15 protein-coding genes and 1 riboswitch are annotated in these 13,311 nt (G+C 51.9%); of the genes, 12 read left to right on the forward strand and 3 right to left on the reverse strand.

What is annotated here, in order from left to right; genetic code table 11:
* The first annotated feature begins 32 nt into the window (after nt 1-32).
* A complete protein-coding gene (locus tag HBA93_RS09325) occupies nt 33-1,031 on the forward strand; it encodes an Hsp33 family molecular chaperone (RefSeq protein WP_286201855.1) in 999 nt (332 codons plus the stop codon).
* The gene (locus HBA93_RS09330) at nt 1,028-1,567 is read left to right on the forward strand and encodes a GNAT family N-acetyltransferase (protein WP_221723097.1); all 540 of its coding nucleotides are present in this window, start codon (nt 1,028-1,030) and stop codon (nt 1,565-1,567) included. The genes HBA93_RS09325 and HBA93_RS09330 overlap by 4 nt, the downstream gene beginning before the upstream one ends.
* On the opposite strand, the gene apaG is transcribed toward HBA93_RS09330, so the two are convergent.
* Entirely contained in the window at nt 1,568-1,978 is a 411-nt protein-coding gene (gene apaG, locus HBA93_RS09335) for a Co2+/Mg2+ efflux facilitator ApaG/CorD (protein ID WP_221723098.1), read from the reverse strand.
* 62 nt (nt 1,979-2,040) lie between these two features.
* Complete coding sequence (locus tag HBA93_RS09340) at nt 2,041-3,237, reverse strand: O-succinylhomoserine sulfhydrylase (protein WP_221723099.1); 1,197 nt, start codon at nt 3,235-3,237, stop codon at nt 2,041-2,043.
* A gap of 90 nt (nt 3,238-3,327) precedes the next feature.
* Nucleotides 3,328-3,407, reverse strand: a riboswitch (SAM riboswitch).
* A 152-nt stretch (nt 3,408-3,559) separates the two neighbouring features.
* On the opposite strand from HBA93_RS09340, the gene HBA93_RS09345 reads away from it, so the two are divergent.
* Complete coding sequence (locus tag HBA93_RS09345) at nt 3,560-4,651, forward strand: 2'-deoxycytidine 5'-triphosphate deaminase (RefSeq protein WP_221723100.1); 1,092 nt, start codon at nt 3,560-3,562, stop codon at nt 4,649-4,651.
* Nucleotides 4,652-4,692: 41 nt separating this feature from the next.
* Here HBA93_RS09345 and HBA93_RS09350 read toward each other — a convergent pair whose 3' ends face one another.
* Nucleotides 4,693-5,070: a hypothetical protein gene (locus HBA93_RS09350; protein WP_221723101.1), complete on the reverse strand. Its 378-nt coding sequence runs from the start codon at nt 5,068-5,070 to the stop codon at nt 4,693-4,695.
* A 314-nt stretch (nt 5,071-5,384) separates the two neighbouring features.
* Here HBA93_RS09350 and HBA93_RS09355 point away from each other — a divergent pair, with 314 nt between their 5' ends.
* The 9 genes from HBA93_RS09355 (at nt 5,385) to HBA93_RS09395 (ending at nt 13,303) form a co-directional block, all read left to right on the forward strand.
* On the forward strand, nt 5,385-6,377 hold the full coding sequence (locus HBA93_RS09355; protein WP_121993733.1) for a GlxA family transcriptional regulator: 993 nt from the start codon (nt 5,385-5,387) through the stop codon (nt 6,375-6,377).
* A gap of 101 nt (nt 6,378-6,478) precedes the next feature.
* Complete coding sequence (locus HBA93_RS09360) at nt 6,479-6,745, forward strand: DUF6460 domain-containing protein (protein ID WP_022711125.1); 267 nt, start codon at nt 6,479-6,481, stop codon at nt 6,743-6,745.
* A gap of 73 nt (nt 6,746-6,818) precedes the next feature.
* On the forward strand, nt 6,819-7,313 hold the full coding sequence (locus HBA93_RS09365; RefSeq protein WP_221723102.1) for a CAP domain-containing protein: 495 nt from the start codon (nt 6,819-6,821) through the stop codon (nt 7,311-7,313).
* A 294-nt stretch (nt 7,314-7,607) separates the two neighbouring features.
* Nucleotides 7,608-8,966, forward strand: a complete 1,359-nt coding sequence (locus HBA93_RS09370) for an MATE family efflux transporter (RefSeq protein ID WP_221723103.1) — start codon at nt 7,608-7,610, stop codon at nt 8,964-8,966.
* A gap of 337 nt (nt 8,967-9,303) precedes the next feature.
* Complete coding sequence (locus HBA93_RS09375; RefSeq protein ID WP_122092066.1) at nt 9,304-10,602, forward strand: cell wall hydrolase; 1,299 nt, start codon at nt 9,304-9,306, stop codon at nt 10,600-10,602.
* Nucleotides 10,603-10,813: 211 nt separating this feature from the next.
* A complete protein-coding gene (locus HBA93_RS09380) occupies nt 10,814-11,239 on the forward strand; it encodes an AtpZ/AtpI family protein (protein ID WP_122092067.1) in 426 nt (141 codons plus the stop codon).
* Nucleotides 11,240-11,418: 179 nt separating this feature from the next.
* Nucleotides 11,419-12,171: a F0F1 ATP synthase subunit A gene (locus tag HBA93_RS09385; protein ID WP_022711130.1), complete on the forward strand. Its 753-nt coding sequence runs from the start codon at nt 11,419-11,421 to the stop codon at nt 12,169-12,171.
* A gap of 181 nt (nt 12,172-12,352) precedes the next feature.
* Nucleotides 12,353-12,580 carry a F0F1 ATP synthase subunit C gene (locus HBA93_RS09390; protein ID WP_022711131.1) on the forward strand — a complete coding sequence of 76 codons (228 nt, stop codon included), beginning with the start codon at nt 12,353-12,355 and terminating at the stop codon, nt 12,578-12,580.
* A 111-nt stretch (nt 12,581-12,691) separates the two neighbouring features.
* Nucleotides 12,692-13,303, forward strand: a complete 612-nt coding sequence (locus HBA93_RS09395) for a F0F1 ATP synthase subunit B (protein WP_022711132.1) — start codon at nt 12,692-12,694, stop codon at nt 13,301-13,303.
* Nucleotides 13,304-13,311: the final 8 nt, after the last annotated feature.

The raw sequence follows: 13,311 nt of genomic DNA on the forward strand, positions 1-13,311 counted from the left end.
AAGTGATGAATAACCAGACCAGTACAGACCAGATGATGATTGATAGCCCGATGCCAGACCATATTACCCTGTCCGGTGATGATGTTGTTGTGCCTTTTCAGGTTGAAGGTCTGGATGTGCGCGGCCGCACAGTGCAGCTCGGCGCGGCGCTGGATGCTATTCTGAAACGCCATAATTATCCGGAAGTTGTGTCCCGCCTGTTGGGCGAAGCCGCAGTTCTGACTGTGCTTCTTGGCACATCGCTGAAATTTGAAGGCAAATTCATCTTTCAGACCCGCTCGGATGGTCCGGTGGATATGCTGGTGGTGGATTTCCGCACGCCGGATGCAATCCGCGCCTATGCCCGTTTTGACGAAGAGCGTGTGGCAGAGTTTGTGGCTGCCGGTAAAATCAAGCCGGAAGAACTGCTGGGTAAGGGTACGCTGGCGCTGACGGTCGATCAGGGTGAGTTCACTCAACGCTATCAGGGTATTGTTGCACTGGACGGCTCGTCGCTGGAAGATATTGCACGCAATTACTTCATGCAGTCTGAGCAGATTGCAACTGAAGTACAGCTGGCTGTTGCCAAGCTTTTCGAGCGCGGCGCCGATGGCAAAGCGATCGAACAATGGCGCGCCGGAGGTCTGATGGTGCAGTTTCTGCCGCAGTCCGAATTGCGTGCGCGCCAGAATGATCTGCATGGCGGTGATAATCCGAATGGCACTGAGGCTGAGCAGGCTCCGGTTGAGGATGAATGGCAGGAAGCCCGCTCACTGGTTGCGACCATTGAGGATTCCGAGTTGACTGACCCGCAGGTGCCGTCTGAACGTCTGCTTTATCGTCTGTTCCATGAGCGCGGCGTGCGCGTTTATGAGGGCACGAAAGTTGTCGATCATTGTGCCTGTTCGCGGGATAAGATTTTCGGTGTGCTCAAAGGCTTTTCGGCTGAAGAAATCGAACACAGCACTGAGAATGGTAAAATCTCGGTGACCTGTGAGTTCTGCTCCAGCCGCTATGATTTTGACCCGTCGGAAATTAACGTAACACAATGAGTGCGGAGCATGACAAAAGTGCCTGCCTGATACGGCAGGCACTGCCATCTGACGCTGCGGTGCTGCCGGAGATTGAACGCTCTGCAGCTTCAACATTTGCAGCTGATCCGTCTTTGCAGTTCATTCTCGATATGCCGGTCATGTCTGCTGAGCAGCATCTGGATTTTATGCAAAAAGGTCATGTGCTGGTTGCAGAATGCGACACTGTGCTTGGCGGCTTTCTGGTGGCGGAAGCTATGCCGGACGAGAATTGCCTGCATGTATGGGAGCTATCTGTGCATCAGGATTTCCAACGGCGCGGGTTTGGTCGTAAATTGCTGGATGCAGCGGCTGACATTGCTAAAGCGCAGGGATGCTCAAGCCTTAGCCTGACGACATTTGGCGATGTGCCGTGGAACCGGCCTTTTTATGAAAGCTGTGGCTATCAGGTATTGCCGGTATCGGAATATAATGCGCGTTTCCGTTCCATTGCTGAACTGGAAGAGTCTATCGGCTTGCCGGTTGAGCGCCGTGTGGCGATGATCAGAACACTATAATTAGTTGAGCACCGGCCTGTGTCCCGGCATATCGAGCGAAAATGCCGGAATAGTAATGGGGAACAATTTGCCCTCATCAGGACTGCCGCTTTCATGATTTTGCATCATATAGCTGCCGGACATCATGCCGGATGAAGTCGTCAGCGGGCAGCCGGACGAATATTGATAGCTGTCCCCCGGTTTCAGAAACGGTTCTTCACCCACAACACCGGGGCCGCGGACTTCTTCAGTCCGCCCGTGGGCATCGGTGATTTTCCATGTCCGTGAGCGCAACTGCACCGGAATATCCGAATGATTGATAATCGTTACCCGATAAGCCCAGACATAACGGGATTCATCCGGTGAAGATTGCTCTTCCAGATAAAACGGCTCAACGGTGACTTCGATATTCTCGGTAATTGCGCGATACATAAGAACCACTCAGAATGGCAGGAGTGTTGCGGCTATCGTGAAACCGACAGCCGCATACCAGTTTAGCCTTGAGCCGCTTTCAGTGCAAAGCCAATATCGTCAATCAGATCCTCTGCATCTTCCAAGCCGATAGAAAGGCGCAACAGTCCGTCAGTAATGCCGAGTTCTGCTTTGGCTTCATCGCTGAGGTTTTTATGTGTTGAGGTCGCCGGATGGGTAATCAGGCTTTTCGCATCGCCGAGATTGTTGGAAATGCGGATGACTTCCAGCGCATTTTCAAAAGCAAAAGCTGCTTTCTTGCCGCCTTTAAGTTCAAGCGCGATCATGGTTGAGCCGCCGGCCATCTGTTTGGCGATAATGTCTGCCTGCGGATGATCCTTACGACCCGGATAAATCACACGGGCAATGGCATTCTGCTCGGCCAGAAAGTCAGCGACTTTTGCAGCGGATCTGGTCTGCGCTTCCACGCGCACGGCGAGTGTTTCCAGGCCTTTGAGCATTGTCCACGCATTGAACGGACTGAGACCCGGACCGGTATGGCGGAAATAATCCTGCAGAACTTCAGTAATCCATTCGCGGTCAGACAGAACAACACCGCCGAGGCAACGTCCCTGACCGTCAATATGTTTGGTGGCAGAATAGACAACAATATGGGCGCCGAGCGCCAGTGGCCGCTGATAGAGCGGAGTGGCAAACACATTGTCGACGATCAGCTTGGCACCGACACTATTGGCAATGCCTGCAATTCTGGCGATATCCATCACTTCCAGTGTCGGATTGGTCGGGCTTTCCAGAAACAGCACTTTGGTATTCGGACGGATGGCGTTTTCCCAGTTCTCAATATTCACGCCGTCAATCAGAGTGAATTCAACGCCGTATTTTGGCAGCAGGGTTTCAATGATGTACCGGCACGAGCCGAACATCGCTTTGGCAGCCAAAACGTGATCACCTGCACGAACCTGACAGAGAATGGCAGCAGCAACAGCAGCCATGCCGGAAGCAGTGGCGCGGGCTTCTTCCGCGCCTTCGATCGCGCACATGCGCTTTTCAAACATATCCGTCGTCGGGTTTGCATAACGGGAATAGATGAAACCCGGATCTTCGCCGGTAAAACGGGCTTCGCAAGCCTCGGCGCTGTCATAAACAAAACCCTGTGTCAGAAACAGTGCTTCTGATGTTTCGCCATAAGGCGTGCGGGTTGTGCCGCTATGCACAAGCTGAGTTGCAGGGCGAAGGGTACGAATATGTGTCTTTGTCATCGGTCCAACCTGTTTAAAAGGGTGGTCGGCAGGGTTCGGGCCACACCGGCCAATAAAAAACCGGCCTTTGCATGAAGACACAAAAAAGACCGGCTCAGAACCGCGGCCATATTTAGCGACTTCTTTAACGTGGCTGCAAGCCGGCCGGCCAAATCACCACGACTGATTTTGTAGGACTGTTATGATTATAATGTCAAGCACCCGATTTGACGGGACTTGACAGCGGGGAGTGAAATCTATCTGTAAATGCGCATATCACAGTAGTCCTCTTTTAACCGTTCATGGTTAGGTTGCGGCAAAATATAATTTTATGACTGGACAGATGATGACCCGAGATAGCGGAATTTTGGCAGACAGCGATATTGCAGCTCTGTTTGAAACCGGTGCGCTGACTTCAGCGCGGGACTTGGATCACGATCAGATACAGCCTGCCAGTCTTGATCTTCGTCTTGGTGAAAAAGCCTATCGCGTCCGTGCATCTTTTATGCCGGGGCCGGATACACCGGTTGCCAAAAAACTGGAACGCCTGAAACTGCACGAGATTGATTTGCGTGAAGGTGCGGTGCTGGAAACCGGCTGCGTCTATATCGTGCCGCTGCTGGAAGGGCTGTCACTGCCACCGGAATTGTCGGCTTCCGCAAACCCGAAAAGCTCAACCGGTCGCCTTGATATTTTCACCCGTGTGATCACAGATAATGCGCAGGAATTTGACAAAGTGCCTGCCGGTTATAACGGTCCGCTGTATCTGGAAGTCAGCCCGCGCACATTTCCGATTGTGGCGCGTACCGGTTCGCGTCTGTCGCAGATCCGTTTCCGTAAAGGCACCGCGCATATCAATGAAGCCGAACTTGCTGCATTGCACGCGGCGGAAACGCTGGTGGCTTCCGCTGTGCCGAATATTTCCAATGGCGGGATTGCCCTGTCGATTGATCTGAGCGGTGGTGAAAACGGCCTGATCGGATATCGTGGCAAACACCATACGTCTGTTGTTGATGTCGATAAACGCGCGCAGCATGATGTGCTGGATTTCTGGGAACCTATTTATGATCGCGGCCACCGTGAACTGGTGCTTGATCCGGATGAGTTTTACATTCTGGTTTCACAGGAAGCCGTGCATGTGCCGCCGCTTTATGCTGCGGAAATGACCCCTTTTGATCCGCTGGTCGGTGAGTTCCGCGTACATTATGCCGGTTTCTTCGATCCGGGTTTTGGCAATGTGTCTGCTGGTGGCAAGGGGAGCCGCGCAGTGCTGGAAGTGCGCAGTCATGAAGTGCCGTTTATTCTCGAGCACGGGCAGATTGTCGGCCGCCTGATTTACGAGCATATGCTCAAACGACCAAAGGCGCTTTACGGCAGTGATCTCGGTTCGCACTATCAGGCGCAGGGTTTGAAGCTGTCAAAACATTTCCGTTGAACTGCTTTTCGCGGCATCTCCATGCGCATTATATGATCAGTTCAGTGTCCGCGCATTTTCCGGATGCTTTGCAATTGCTTGAACATGGCGGGAAGAAACAGAATAATGACCACGCCTAGTGCCCAGACGACCCAAAGGACAGGGCCGAGTGATGCACGCAGCAGAGCGATTGCAGGCCCGGTAAACTGAGTGAGATTAAGCGTCTCAAAGACGGTTGTAGCTTCCTTGCCGGCGAGGGATTTTCCTGCGTCAATCAAGGCACCGCCGCCGGTTGTTACCCAGTTTATCAGGCTGTCAGCGACCATATAAAGCAGCATTAAAGCCAGTGACCAGACAATAAAGCTGATAATCATAAATGCGATCAGTTTTCGTTTGTTTTCCGGTGATGCCTGATAGTTATAGGGGCGAGAGCGGGACATTCCAGACCTCTTTTCTGACAGAGCTGCAGAATATTAACTTCCAGATATTCGTTAATTCTGCCGCTGGTTTTCGTTGAAGCCAAAGCTGTAAGTTCACTCATGCTGCATGCTCTAGCGGCTGGAGAAGCAAGCATTTTTGTTGATACCCGTAATTAATTTTTCAAATGCAAATGCTGATTTGCGTGCTGACGTTAGAGCGTGTCGTATATTCGCGGGCGTTAAATGAGACCGTTAAGCTGCGACATGCTTTGGGTCTTTACAAAATTTGCTATCAACTTTATCGCTGTTGCGGGGTAGGGAGTGAATACAAAGTTATGGAGACGGAGAAGCTCGCCAAAAAAACTGTAGAGGCAGATACGCAGCGTCTGACGCTGGGTATTGTTGTTTTGCCCGGTTTTACTTTGTCAGCGCTCAGCCTGTTTCTCGATCCGTTTCGCCTTGCCGCAGATGATAAGGATAAGAGCCGCCAGATCCGTTGTGGCTGGAAAATCTGCACGCTGACCGGTCTGCCGGTGGAATCCAGCTCCGGTATGGCGGTGGAACCAACCGCCCCGATAGGCGCACTGGATGATTGTGATTATATTGTTGTTGTCGGCGGGGTTCTTCCCCATTACCGGCCGGGACAAAATACGCTGATTGAAGTGTTGAAGCGTGCCGACCGGCAGAAGAAAAATGTCATCGGCCTGTGCACCGCAGCCTTCATTGTGGCTGAAGCGGGATTGCTGGAAGATCGTAATTGCTGCGTGAACTGGTTTCATAAAGACGATTTCCTGCAATTATTTGACGGGTTCACGGCGGATACGACCAGTCTGTTTCATCGCAGTGGCCGGCATTTTACCTGTGCGGGCGGTTTGGGCGCTGCTTCACTGGCACTCTCCATCATTCAGGCGGAAATCTCTGAGGAGCTGGCACGTAAAAGCGCTTCTATCCTGATGTTTCCTTATGAGTTACTGACATCGGAGCAACCTGCGCTGAGTTTCAACGGCGTGCGTTCACCGATGATCCGCAAGGCAATCCGTATTTTTGAGGAAACGCTGGAAGATCCGCTGGCAATGGCCGAAGTTGCACGCCGACTTGGTATTTCCACCCGTCAGATGGAGCGCGGGTTCCGGTTGGGACTGGGCAAAACGGCCTTTCAAGTGCGCGAGGAGTTGCGGGTGCAGCGCGCCAAGGAATTGCTGATGAGCGGAAATGCATCTCTGCTTGAAGTGGCTGTCGCCAGCGGCTTTACGGATACGCGCAGTATGAACCGCTCTTTCCTGCGTCAAAGCCAGAGCCTGCCGCGCACCTATAAAAACAGCCGCTGAAACCTGAGCGTAAAATAAAGCCGTCAATTATCCGGCACAAGGAAGGCTTGTCTCTTCAGATATTCGCGCTTATTTGTTGGTCTCAACAAAGGAGTGCTTGTATGTCTGACCGTGCTACCCGCTTTCTGGGCGATACACCGGGTCGTGTTATCGTTAAACTGATACTGGTGTCACTGATTGTCGGCGTTGTGATGCATGCCTTTAACTGGACGCCTTATGACATTCTCTGGAATATCCGCGATTTCTTCGTGAGAATCTGGAATATGGGTTTCTCGGCATTGTCACGTTTTGCTGATTATCTGCTGCTGGGCGCGGCAGTTGTGATCCCTGCCTTTATTTTGCTCAGAATTATCAATTACAGGAAATAAAATGCATGCTGAAGACGTGAAGCGGCTTCGGGAATGCATCTGAAAAATCCTTCTTTTTTATTTATGGTTTTCGATGACTGATACATTGCTGTCTTCTGATCTGATTTCACGCCGCCGGTTACTGGTTGCCGGTGGCGCTTTATTGTTAAGCCCTGTCATCCTGCCGCTCTCCGATGCTTTTGCGGAGGATGATGTGGTGGCTATGGTGAATAAAGTGCGCCGCCAATATGGTGCGCCGCCGATGATGCCGGAAGCAAAGCTCGAACAGGCCGCACTGCATCAGGCACGGTTAATGGCAAAGCACGGCAAGATCGGTCACAGTATCGGCTGGGGAAACAGTTTTGGCGGCAGGCTGAAACAGGCCGGTATCCGAGGCCCTGCTGCAGAAAATGTTGCCTCCGGTCAGAAAGATGTGCCGGATGCGCTGAATGCCTGGCTGAATTCTGCCGGTCACCGTAAAAATCTGCTCGATCCGATCTTTACCCGCTATGGTCTTGCCTATGCGGCGCGGGCAGACAAGCCGCATTATCTTTATTGGGCAATGCTTTACGGTGTTGATCTGCCGTAAATACGAAAACGGACAGGCGCGACAAATTGCTGTGATAGTGCAGAAACCTGCTGACCGTGGCAGTAAAACAGGATATGACTGTACAGGATCTTCTGCGCTGACCGGAAAAACTATCTGCACTTACTATCTTCAGGTGAGGAGCACGCACGGCTGACAGCAGGGTCTTTTATTCGCTGACAATATTCGTGTGGTATCTAAGCATTTCCAGTAACAGTGGAAGCCGGTTTGCGCCGGACAATGCGTTAATACCCAAATAGAGCGGTTCTTTGAGACCGCTTTAAGTGGAACCGCTCTATGTTCAAGCCAGATAATGACGCGCTAGAAACGTCTCTCGTTCGCCCGTTCACCGTAACGCACCGGATGGTGCTGACGATCGCTATTCCTATGACATTGGCCGGTATGACCACGCCTTTGCTCGGGCTGGTGGATACGGGTGTGATCGGACAACTTGGCAATGCCGGTATGCTCGGCGGTCTGGCTATGGGTGCTCTGGTCTTTGATTGTCTGTTTTCGGTTTTCGGCTTTTTGCGTTCCGGCACGACAGGACTTGTTGCGCAAGCCATGGGGCGCGGTGACCGTTCAGAAGAAATTATGGTGTTCTGGCGCGCGATTATTGTCGCGCTGATTGCCGGTTTGCTGATGATCGCGCTTCTGCCGCTCACGCTCTATGCGGCTAATGATATTCTTAAGCCTACATCCGATACAGCCAAAGCATTGAACGAATATGTGTCGATCCGCATGCTTTCGGCACCAATGGCACTGATCAATTTCTCAGTTCTTGGCTTGTTGCTGGGACGTGGTAAAGGCTTGTTTGGTCTGGGGCTGCAATTCCTGCTGAATGGCATCAATATTATTCTGGCGCTGGTTCTGGGATTGGGACTGGGCTGGGAGGTTTCCGGCGTTGCATGGGCAACAGTCACCGGCGAAACCGTGGCAGCTATTACAGGCATGACTGTTCTGATCTGGCGCGGCGGCGCTTTGCGCAAGCTGGATGTCAACCGCCTGTTCGACAAAGCCGGTATGTGGCGGATGATCGTTATCAGCCGCGATATTATGATCCGCTCGCTGTTGCTGATGTCGACCTATGTATTCTTTGCCCGCGTCGGCAATGAAATGGGCACAATCACTCTGGCGGCCAATGCGGTGCTGATGAATTTCTATCTCGTTGTCGGTTTCTTTCTGGAAGGGGTGACGATTGCTGCTGAACAGCTGGCAGGGCGGGCAGTCGGTGCGCGTTTCAGTCCGGCTTTCCGACGCTCCATTCAGCTGACCTTTTTCTGGGGCATGGTCATGGCCTTTGTCATGGGGCTGATCTTCCTCGCTTTCGGCGATCGTCTGGTCAATATTCTGACAACGGAGCCGGATGTCCGCACGATGGCAGTTTACTATCTGCCTTGGGTGTCACTCACGGCACTTACCGGTCTTTATGCTTTCCAGATGGACAGTATTTTTATCGGTGCATCCTGGTCTAAAGACATGCGCAATATGATGTTCCTGTCGCTGTTTGTCTTTTTCGGTGTGCTTTACGGCACCCGTGACTGGCTGGGTAATCACAGCCTGTGGCTGGCACTGAATATGTTCCTGTTTATTCGCGGCGTTACTCTGTCTGCGATGTTGCCAAGGCGCTATCGCGGGGAGTTTCCGGTTGCCTGACGAAGCCGGTTCTGCATTAAAGCCTGTAATGGACAATATTAAACCTGCCGGATCATCATGCACTGATGATCCGGCAGGTTTATTTTTGGGCTAATGATTTTTCTAAATTAGAAATATTTTTTATGAGCTATCCCTGTGGGTAAAGTCCGGATTTTTGCCGCCCTGCCACGGGAAAGGTCAATAAAAACTAACCGCTTAAGGTGACTGGCAATCTTCGTGTTAATTAAAAATTAATAAATAAAATCAATGACTAAACACTACCGATGTTAACGAAGCATCAAGGTTAATAGATCATTATCTGACTATAGTCATCTTGTTGAGTGAGTGGAGTATTCCGGTGCGTAGTGTAGCTTTGCGGGCCCTGTTCGGCCGATCCGGCAATGAGCCAGCACAGGTCTGGTATTATCCTTCAGAGGGTTACTGCCCGCAGGATGGCCGTTATTATCCGGTGGCCGTAACCGTTAAGCAGAAGCGCAAATCAGCGACCCTGCCAAAGCTTCTCGCCGGAGTAGGGCTGTTTTTCTATTCAAGCAATGTCATAGCCTATCAGGACATGGCCAGTATGATGAGTGTTGCCGAGCAATCGGGCAGTCGCTGGGCAACCTATATGGTGGATGCGCCAGCGGGTTCTATTCATCAGGCGGAAATGCCGTTTGTTGATTCGTCAGTGGTTACAGGCAGCCTGAGCGCTGCGGCAGATATCAGCGGCGTGGGCCGTGTGGTAATGAGCGGGCGTGTTGCCGGCGGAAAACGCGGCGTCGACGATCCTAATCCCGATGAAAAACGTATCAGCCGCACTGACAAGCAGGGGCGTCTGGTTTCCGTGCAGACCAAAGCTCCGGCACGTATGTTCAATGCAGGCTCGCTCGCCGAGCAGGTTTCATCGGTGAGTCCCAGGCTGATGCAGCCGGTAGCCGGTAAAAAAGACGTCAAAACAGCTTTCGTCAAAGGTCCGATCCGCGGCAAGGAAGTGGAAATCACGCTCGCTTTCCATCGTCCGGAAGTGAAGCAGGTGGTGCCGGTACCAACAGCGCTCGCATCGCTGATTACCAATGACACACCGGATGTGCTGGCGCTGGGTTATGCACCGTCCAAGCCGGATTATGCCAAAACATCGCCTTTCGAGAGCATTCTGGTGCCGGAAAAAGACAATGGCCGCTTTATTCCGCCAATCAGTGCGCGGGATCACAATTGGGCGGCGACCCCGTTGCCACCGGCAGCATTCAGTGCTGCAGAACAAAAATGTCTGGCAGAAGGTATTTACTTCGAAGCGCGCGGTGAGCCGGTCAAAGGTCAGGCCGCTGTCGGGCAGGTTATTCTCAACCGCGTACGCAACCCTGCTTATCCTTCCACGATCTGCGGCGTGGTTTATCAGAACAAAGACTGGCGTAATGCCTGTCAGTTCTCATTCGCCTGTGACGGTTTAAAACATCGTGTCACGGAGCCGGGGCACTGGCGTATGGCGCAGCAGGTGGCAAAAGCTGTCACAGCGGGTCAGATCTGGCTGCCGGAAGTGGGGTCGGCGACCCATTATCATGCGACTTATGTACGTCCTCGCTGGGCTTCAACAATGGAAAAAGTCAAAAAGATCGGCCTGCATGTTTTCTACCGGACTTACGGCGGCGGCTGGAGCTGAATTATCAAGGATTCGCTGTCTGAAATCACAGCATGAAGCGGGATTCATGGCCTGCTTCATGCTGCCGTCTGTTAAGTATATGATTTAATAATACAAAAAACCTTCAACTTCTGTGCAGACAGTGCCTTGACGAATGAGTTGGCTATTAATATGTTGCGGCCGACTTCACAGTGGGGTGAAAACCTCGGTTTTCTTGCCAAAGGAGGCATGAATGGCAGTCGGGAAAATACCCGAAAAGCCTCAGCAATCCGATGATACGGCAAGCGAAGCTGATGGTCCGGTTCTGGCCGGATCACAGGCAGGCGCTCAGGGAAGTCTGGACGACCGTCTTCGTAAGCTTGAAAGCCATTTGGCTGCTAAGGGCGTGGGGGTGGAAACCAAAAAAGACGAACAGGCTGAGAAAAACGCAAGCTCTATGGCGCAGGCCATGAAATTATCCAGCGAGTTTGTTGCTGGTATCGTGGTAGGTGCGGTTCTGGGTTGGTTTTTTGACCGTGTTCTGGGTACGAACCCTTGGGGATTGATTATCTTTCTCTTCTTGGGATTCGGTGCCGGTACTCTGAATGTTTTACGCTCGGCAGGATATGTTGCAGAAAGCGGCAATAATGTGGGCGATAAGCAACAGAAAGAAAAATAATGTGCATAAAGGTTATCCTTCATATGCACGGCAGTGAATAAGCCTGTAAAGGCAACAGTGCGGCTCAGGCAAATTTGCTTTTGAGTGTTCTGAAAAGGCCGGAACGCAAGTTTGCGGTTGAGAAGCGCCCTCGGGCATGAATGTAACGCCTTCGGGCACGGGTGACAGGTGAGGTTAAGGTGGCAAACGATCCGATCCATCAGTTTCAGGTTTCCAGATGGATTCCTATCGATGTCGGCGGTGTCGATCTGTCGTTTACGAATGTGTCCGCCTTTATGGTGCTGACTGTCGTAACCGCTTCCGCTTTTCTGTTTCTGACATCGGCAGGTCGCGGCATTGTTCCGACACGTCTGCAGTCAGTTTCTGAGATGGCCTATGAGTTTGTGGCGTCCTCTTTGCGGGATTCTGCCGGTTCTCATGGGATGAAATTTTTTCCGTTTGTGTTCTCTCTGTTCACATTCATCCTTGTAGCAAACTTTATCGGCCTGTTCCCGTATTTTTATACCGTAACCAGTCAGATTATTGTTACTTTCGCACTGGCGCTGCTGGTGATCGGAACAGTGATTATTTACGGTTTCTTCAAGCACGGTTTCCGCTTTCTCAAGCTGTTCGTGCCAAGCGGTGTTCCTATGGCTATCGTGCCGCTGGTATCCGCGATTGAAATCATTTCTTTCCTGTCCCGTCCGATCAGTCTCTCTGTGCGTCTTTTCGCCAGTATGCTGGCCGGTCACATCACCGTAAAGATTTTCGCAGGCTTCGTGGTTTCCATGGCTGCACTCGGTCCGCTCGGTGTTGGTGGTGCGATCCTGCCTCTGTTTATGACCGTTGCTATTACCGGTCTGGAATTCCTGGTCGCATTCCTGCAGGCCTATGTGTTCACTGTTCTGACTTGCATGTATATCAATGATGCAGTTCATCCGGACGGTCACTAACTGAAATTACTGCTGTCCGTTATCGGGCAGCAGTCTTGCCTATCTACCAATCAGGCTCTGCATTTTGAAAATACCTGTGTCTGACACATGATTTTGAAATAACAGGTCGCTCTGAAATATCACCGGCGGGTTTCCGCCAGAACTGAAATCCGCATTTATATCAATCCAGAAGGAGCTTAACATGGAAGCGGAAGCAGCAAAGTACATCGGCGCAGGTCTGGCCTGTTTCGGTATGGCCGGTACGGCTCTCGGCCTCGGCAACATTTTCGGTAGCTTTCTTTCGGGTGCACTGCGCAATCCGTCTGCCGCTGACAGCCAGTTCGGCCGTCTGGTATTCGGCTTCGCCGTAACTGAAGCTCTGGGCATCTTCTCGCTGCTCATCGCGCTTCTGCTCCTGTTCGCAGTTTAATCTTAAGCTGCCGGATTAAATCGGCCGCATATGCAAAAATCTCCTTGTGAGACCTGAAGGCATATGCGGCTGGTTATCGTTTATTAAGCCTGAGTGATAAGGGGAAAATGGATGTTCGTGTCCACGGCGTTTGCCCAAACCGCAACTGACTCTCAGCCGGCACCAGTGTCGGGAGCTGACAGTGGCAACTCTGTTGTGCACACTGAAACAGGTGTGGCGCACGATGCCGGTAAAGGCGTGTTTCCACCATTTGATTCCACCCATTATGCATCGCAGCTTCTGTGGCTCGCGATTACCTTCGGGCTGTTCTATCTGTTCATGTCGCGCGTTGTGCTGCCACGTATCGGCGGCGTCATCGAAACGCGTCGTGACCGTATTGCACAGGATCTGGAACAGGCTGCACGCCTGAAAACCGATGCTGACAATGCAATTGCTGCTTACGAGCAGGAACTGGCTGAAGCCCGCAAGAGCGCGGCTGTTATCGGTCAGGAAGCCCGTGACAAGGCAAAGCATGACATTGATGCCGAACGCAAAACCGTTGAAGCATCGCTTGAAAAGAAATTGGCTGAAGCTGAAGAACGCATCGCTGCCATTAAGGCAAAAGCGATGAGCGATCTCGGCTCGATTGCTGAAGAAACAACCGCAGAAATCGTTGAGAAACTGCTTGGCGGCAAGTCCGATAAAGCTGAAATCTCGGCTGCTGTTAAAGCTGTCAGCGCGTAAGGGAGACC

The sequence above is a fragment of the Ochrobactrum sp. SFR4 genome (assembly GCF_019730395.1).
GTDB lineage: Bacteria > Pseudomonadota > Alphaproteobacteria > Rhizobiales > Rhizobiaceae > Pseudochrobactrum.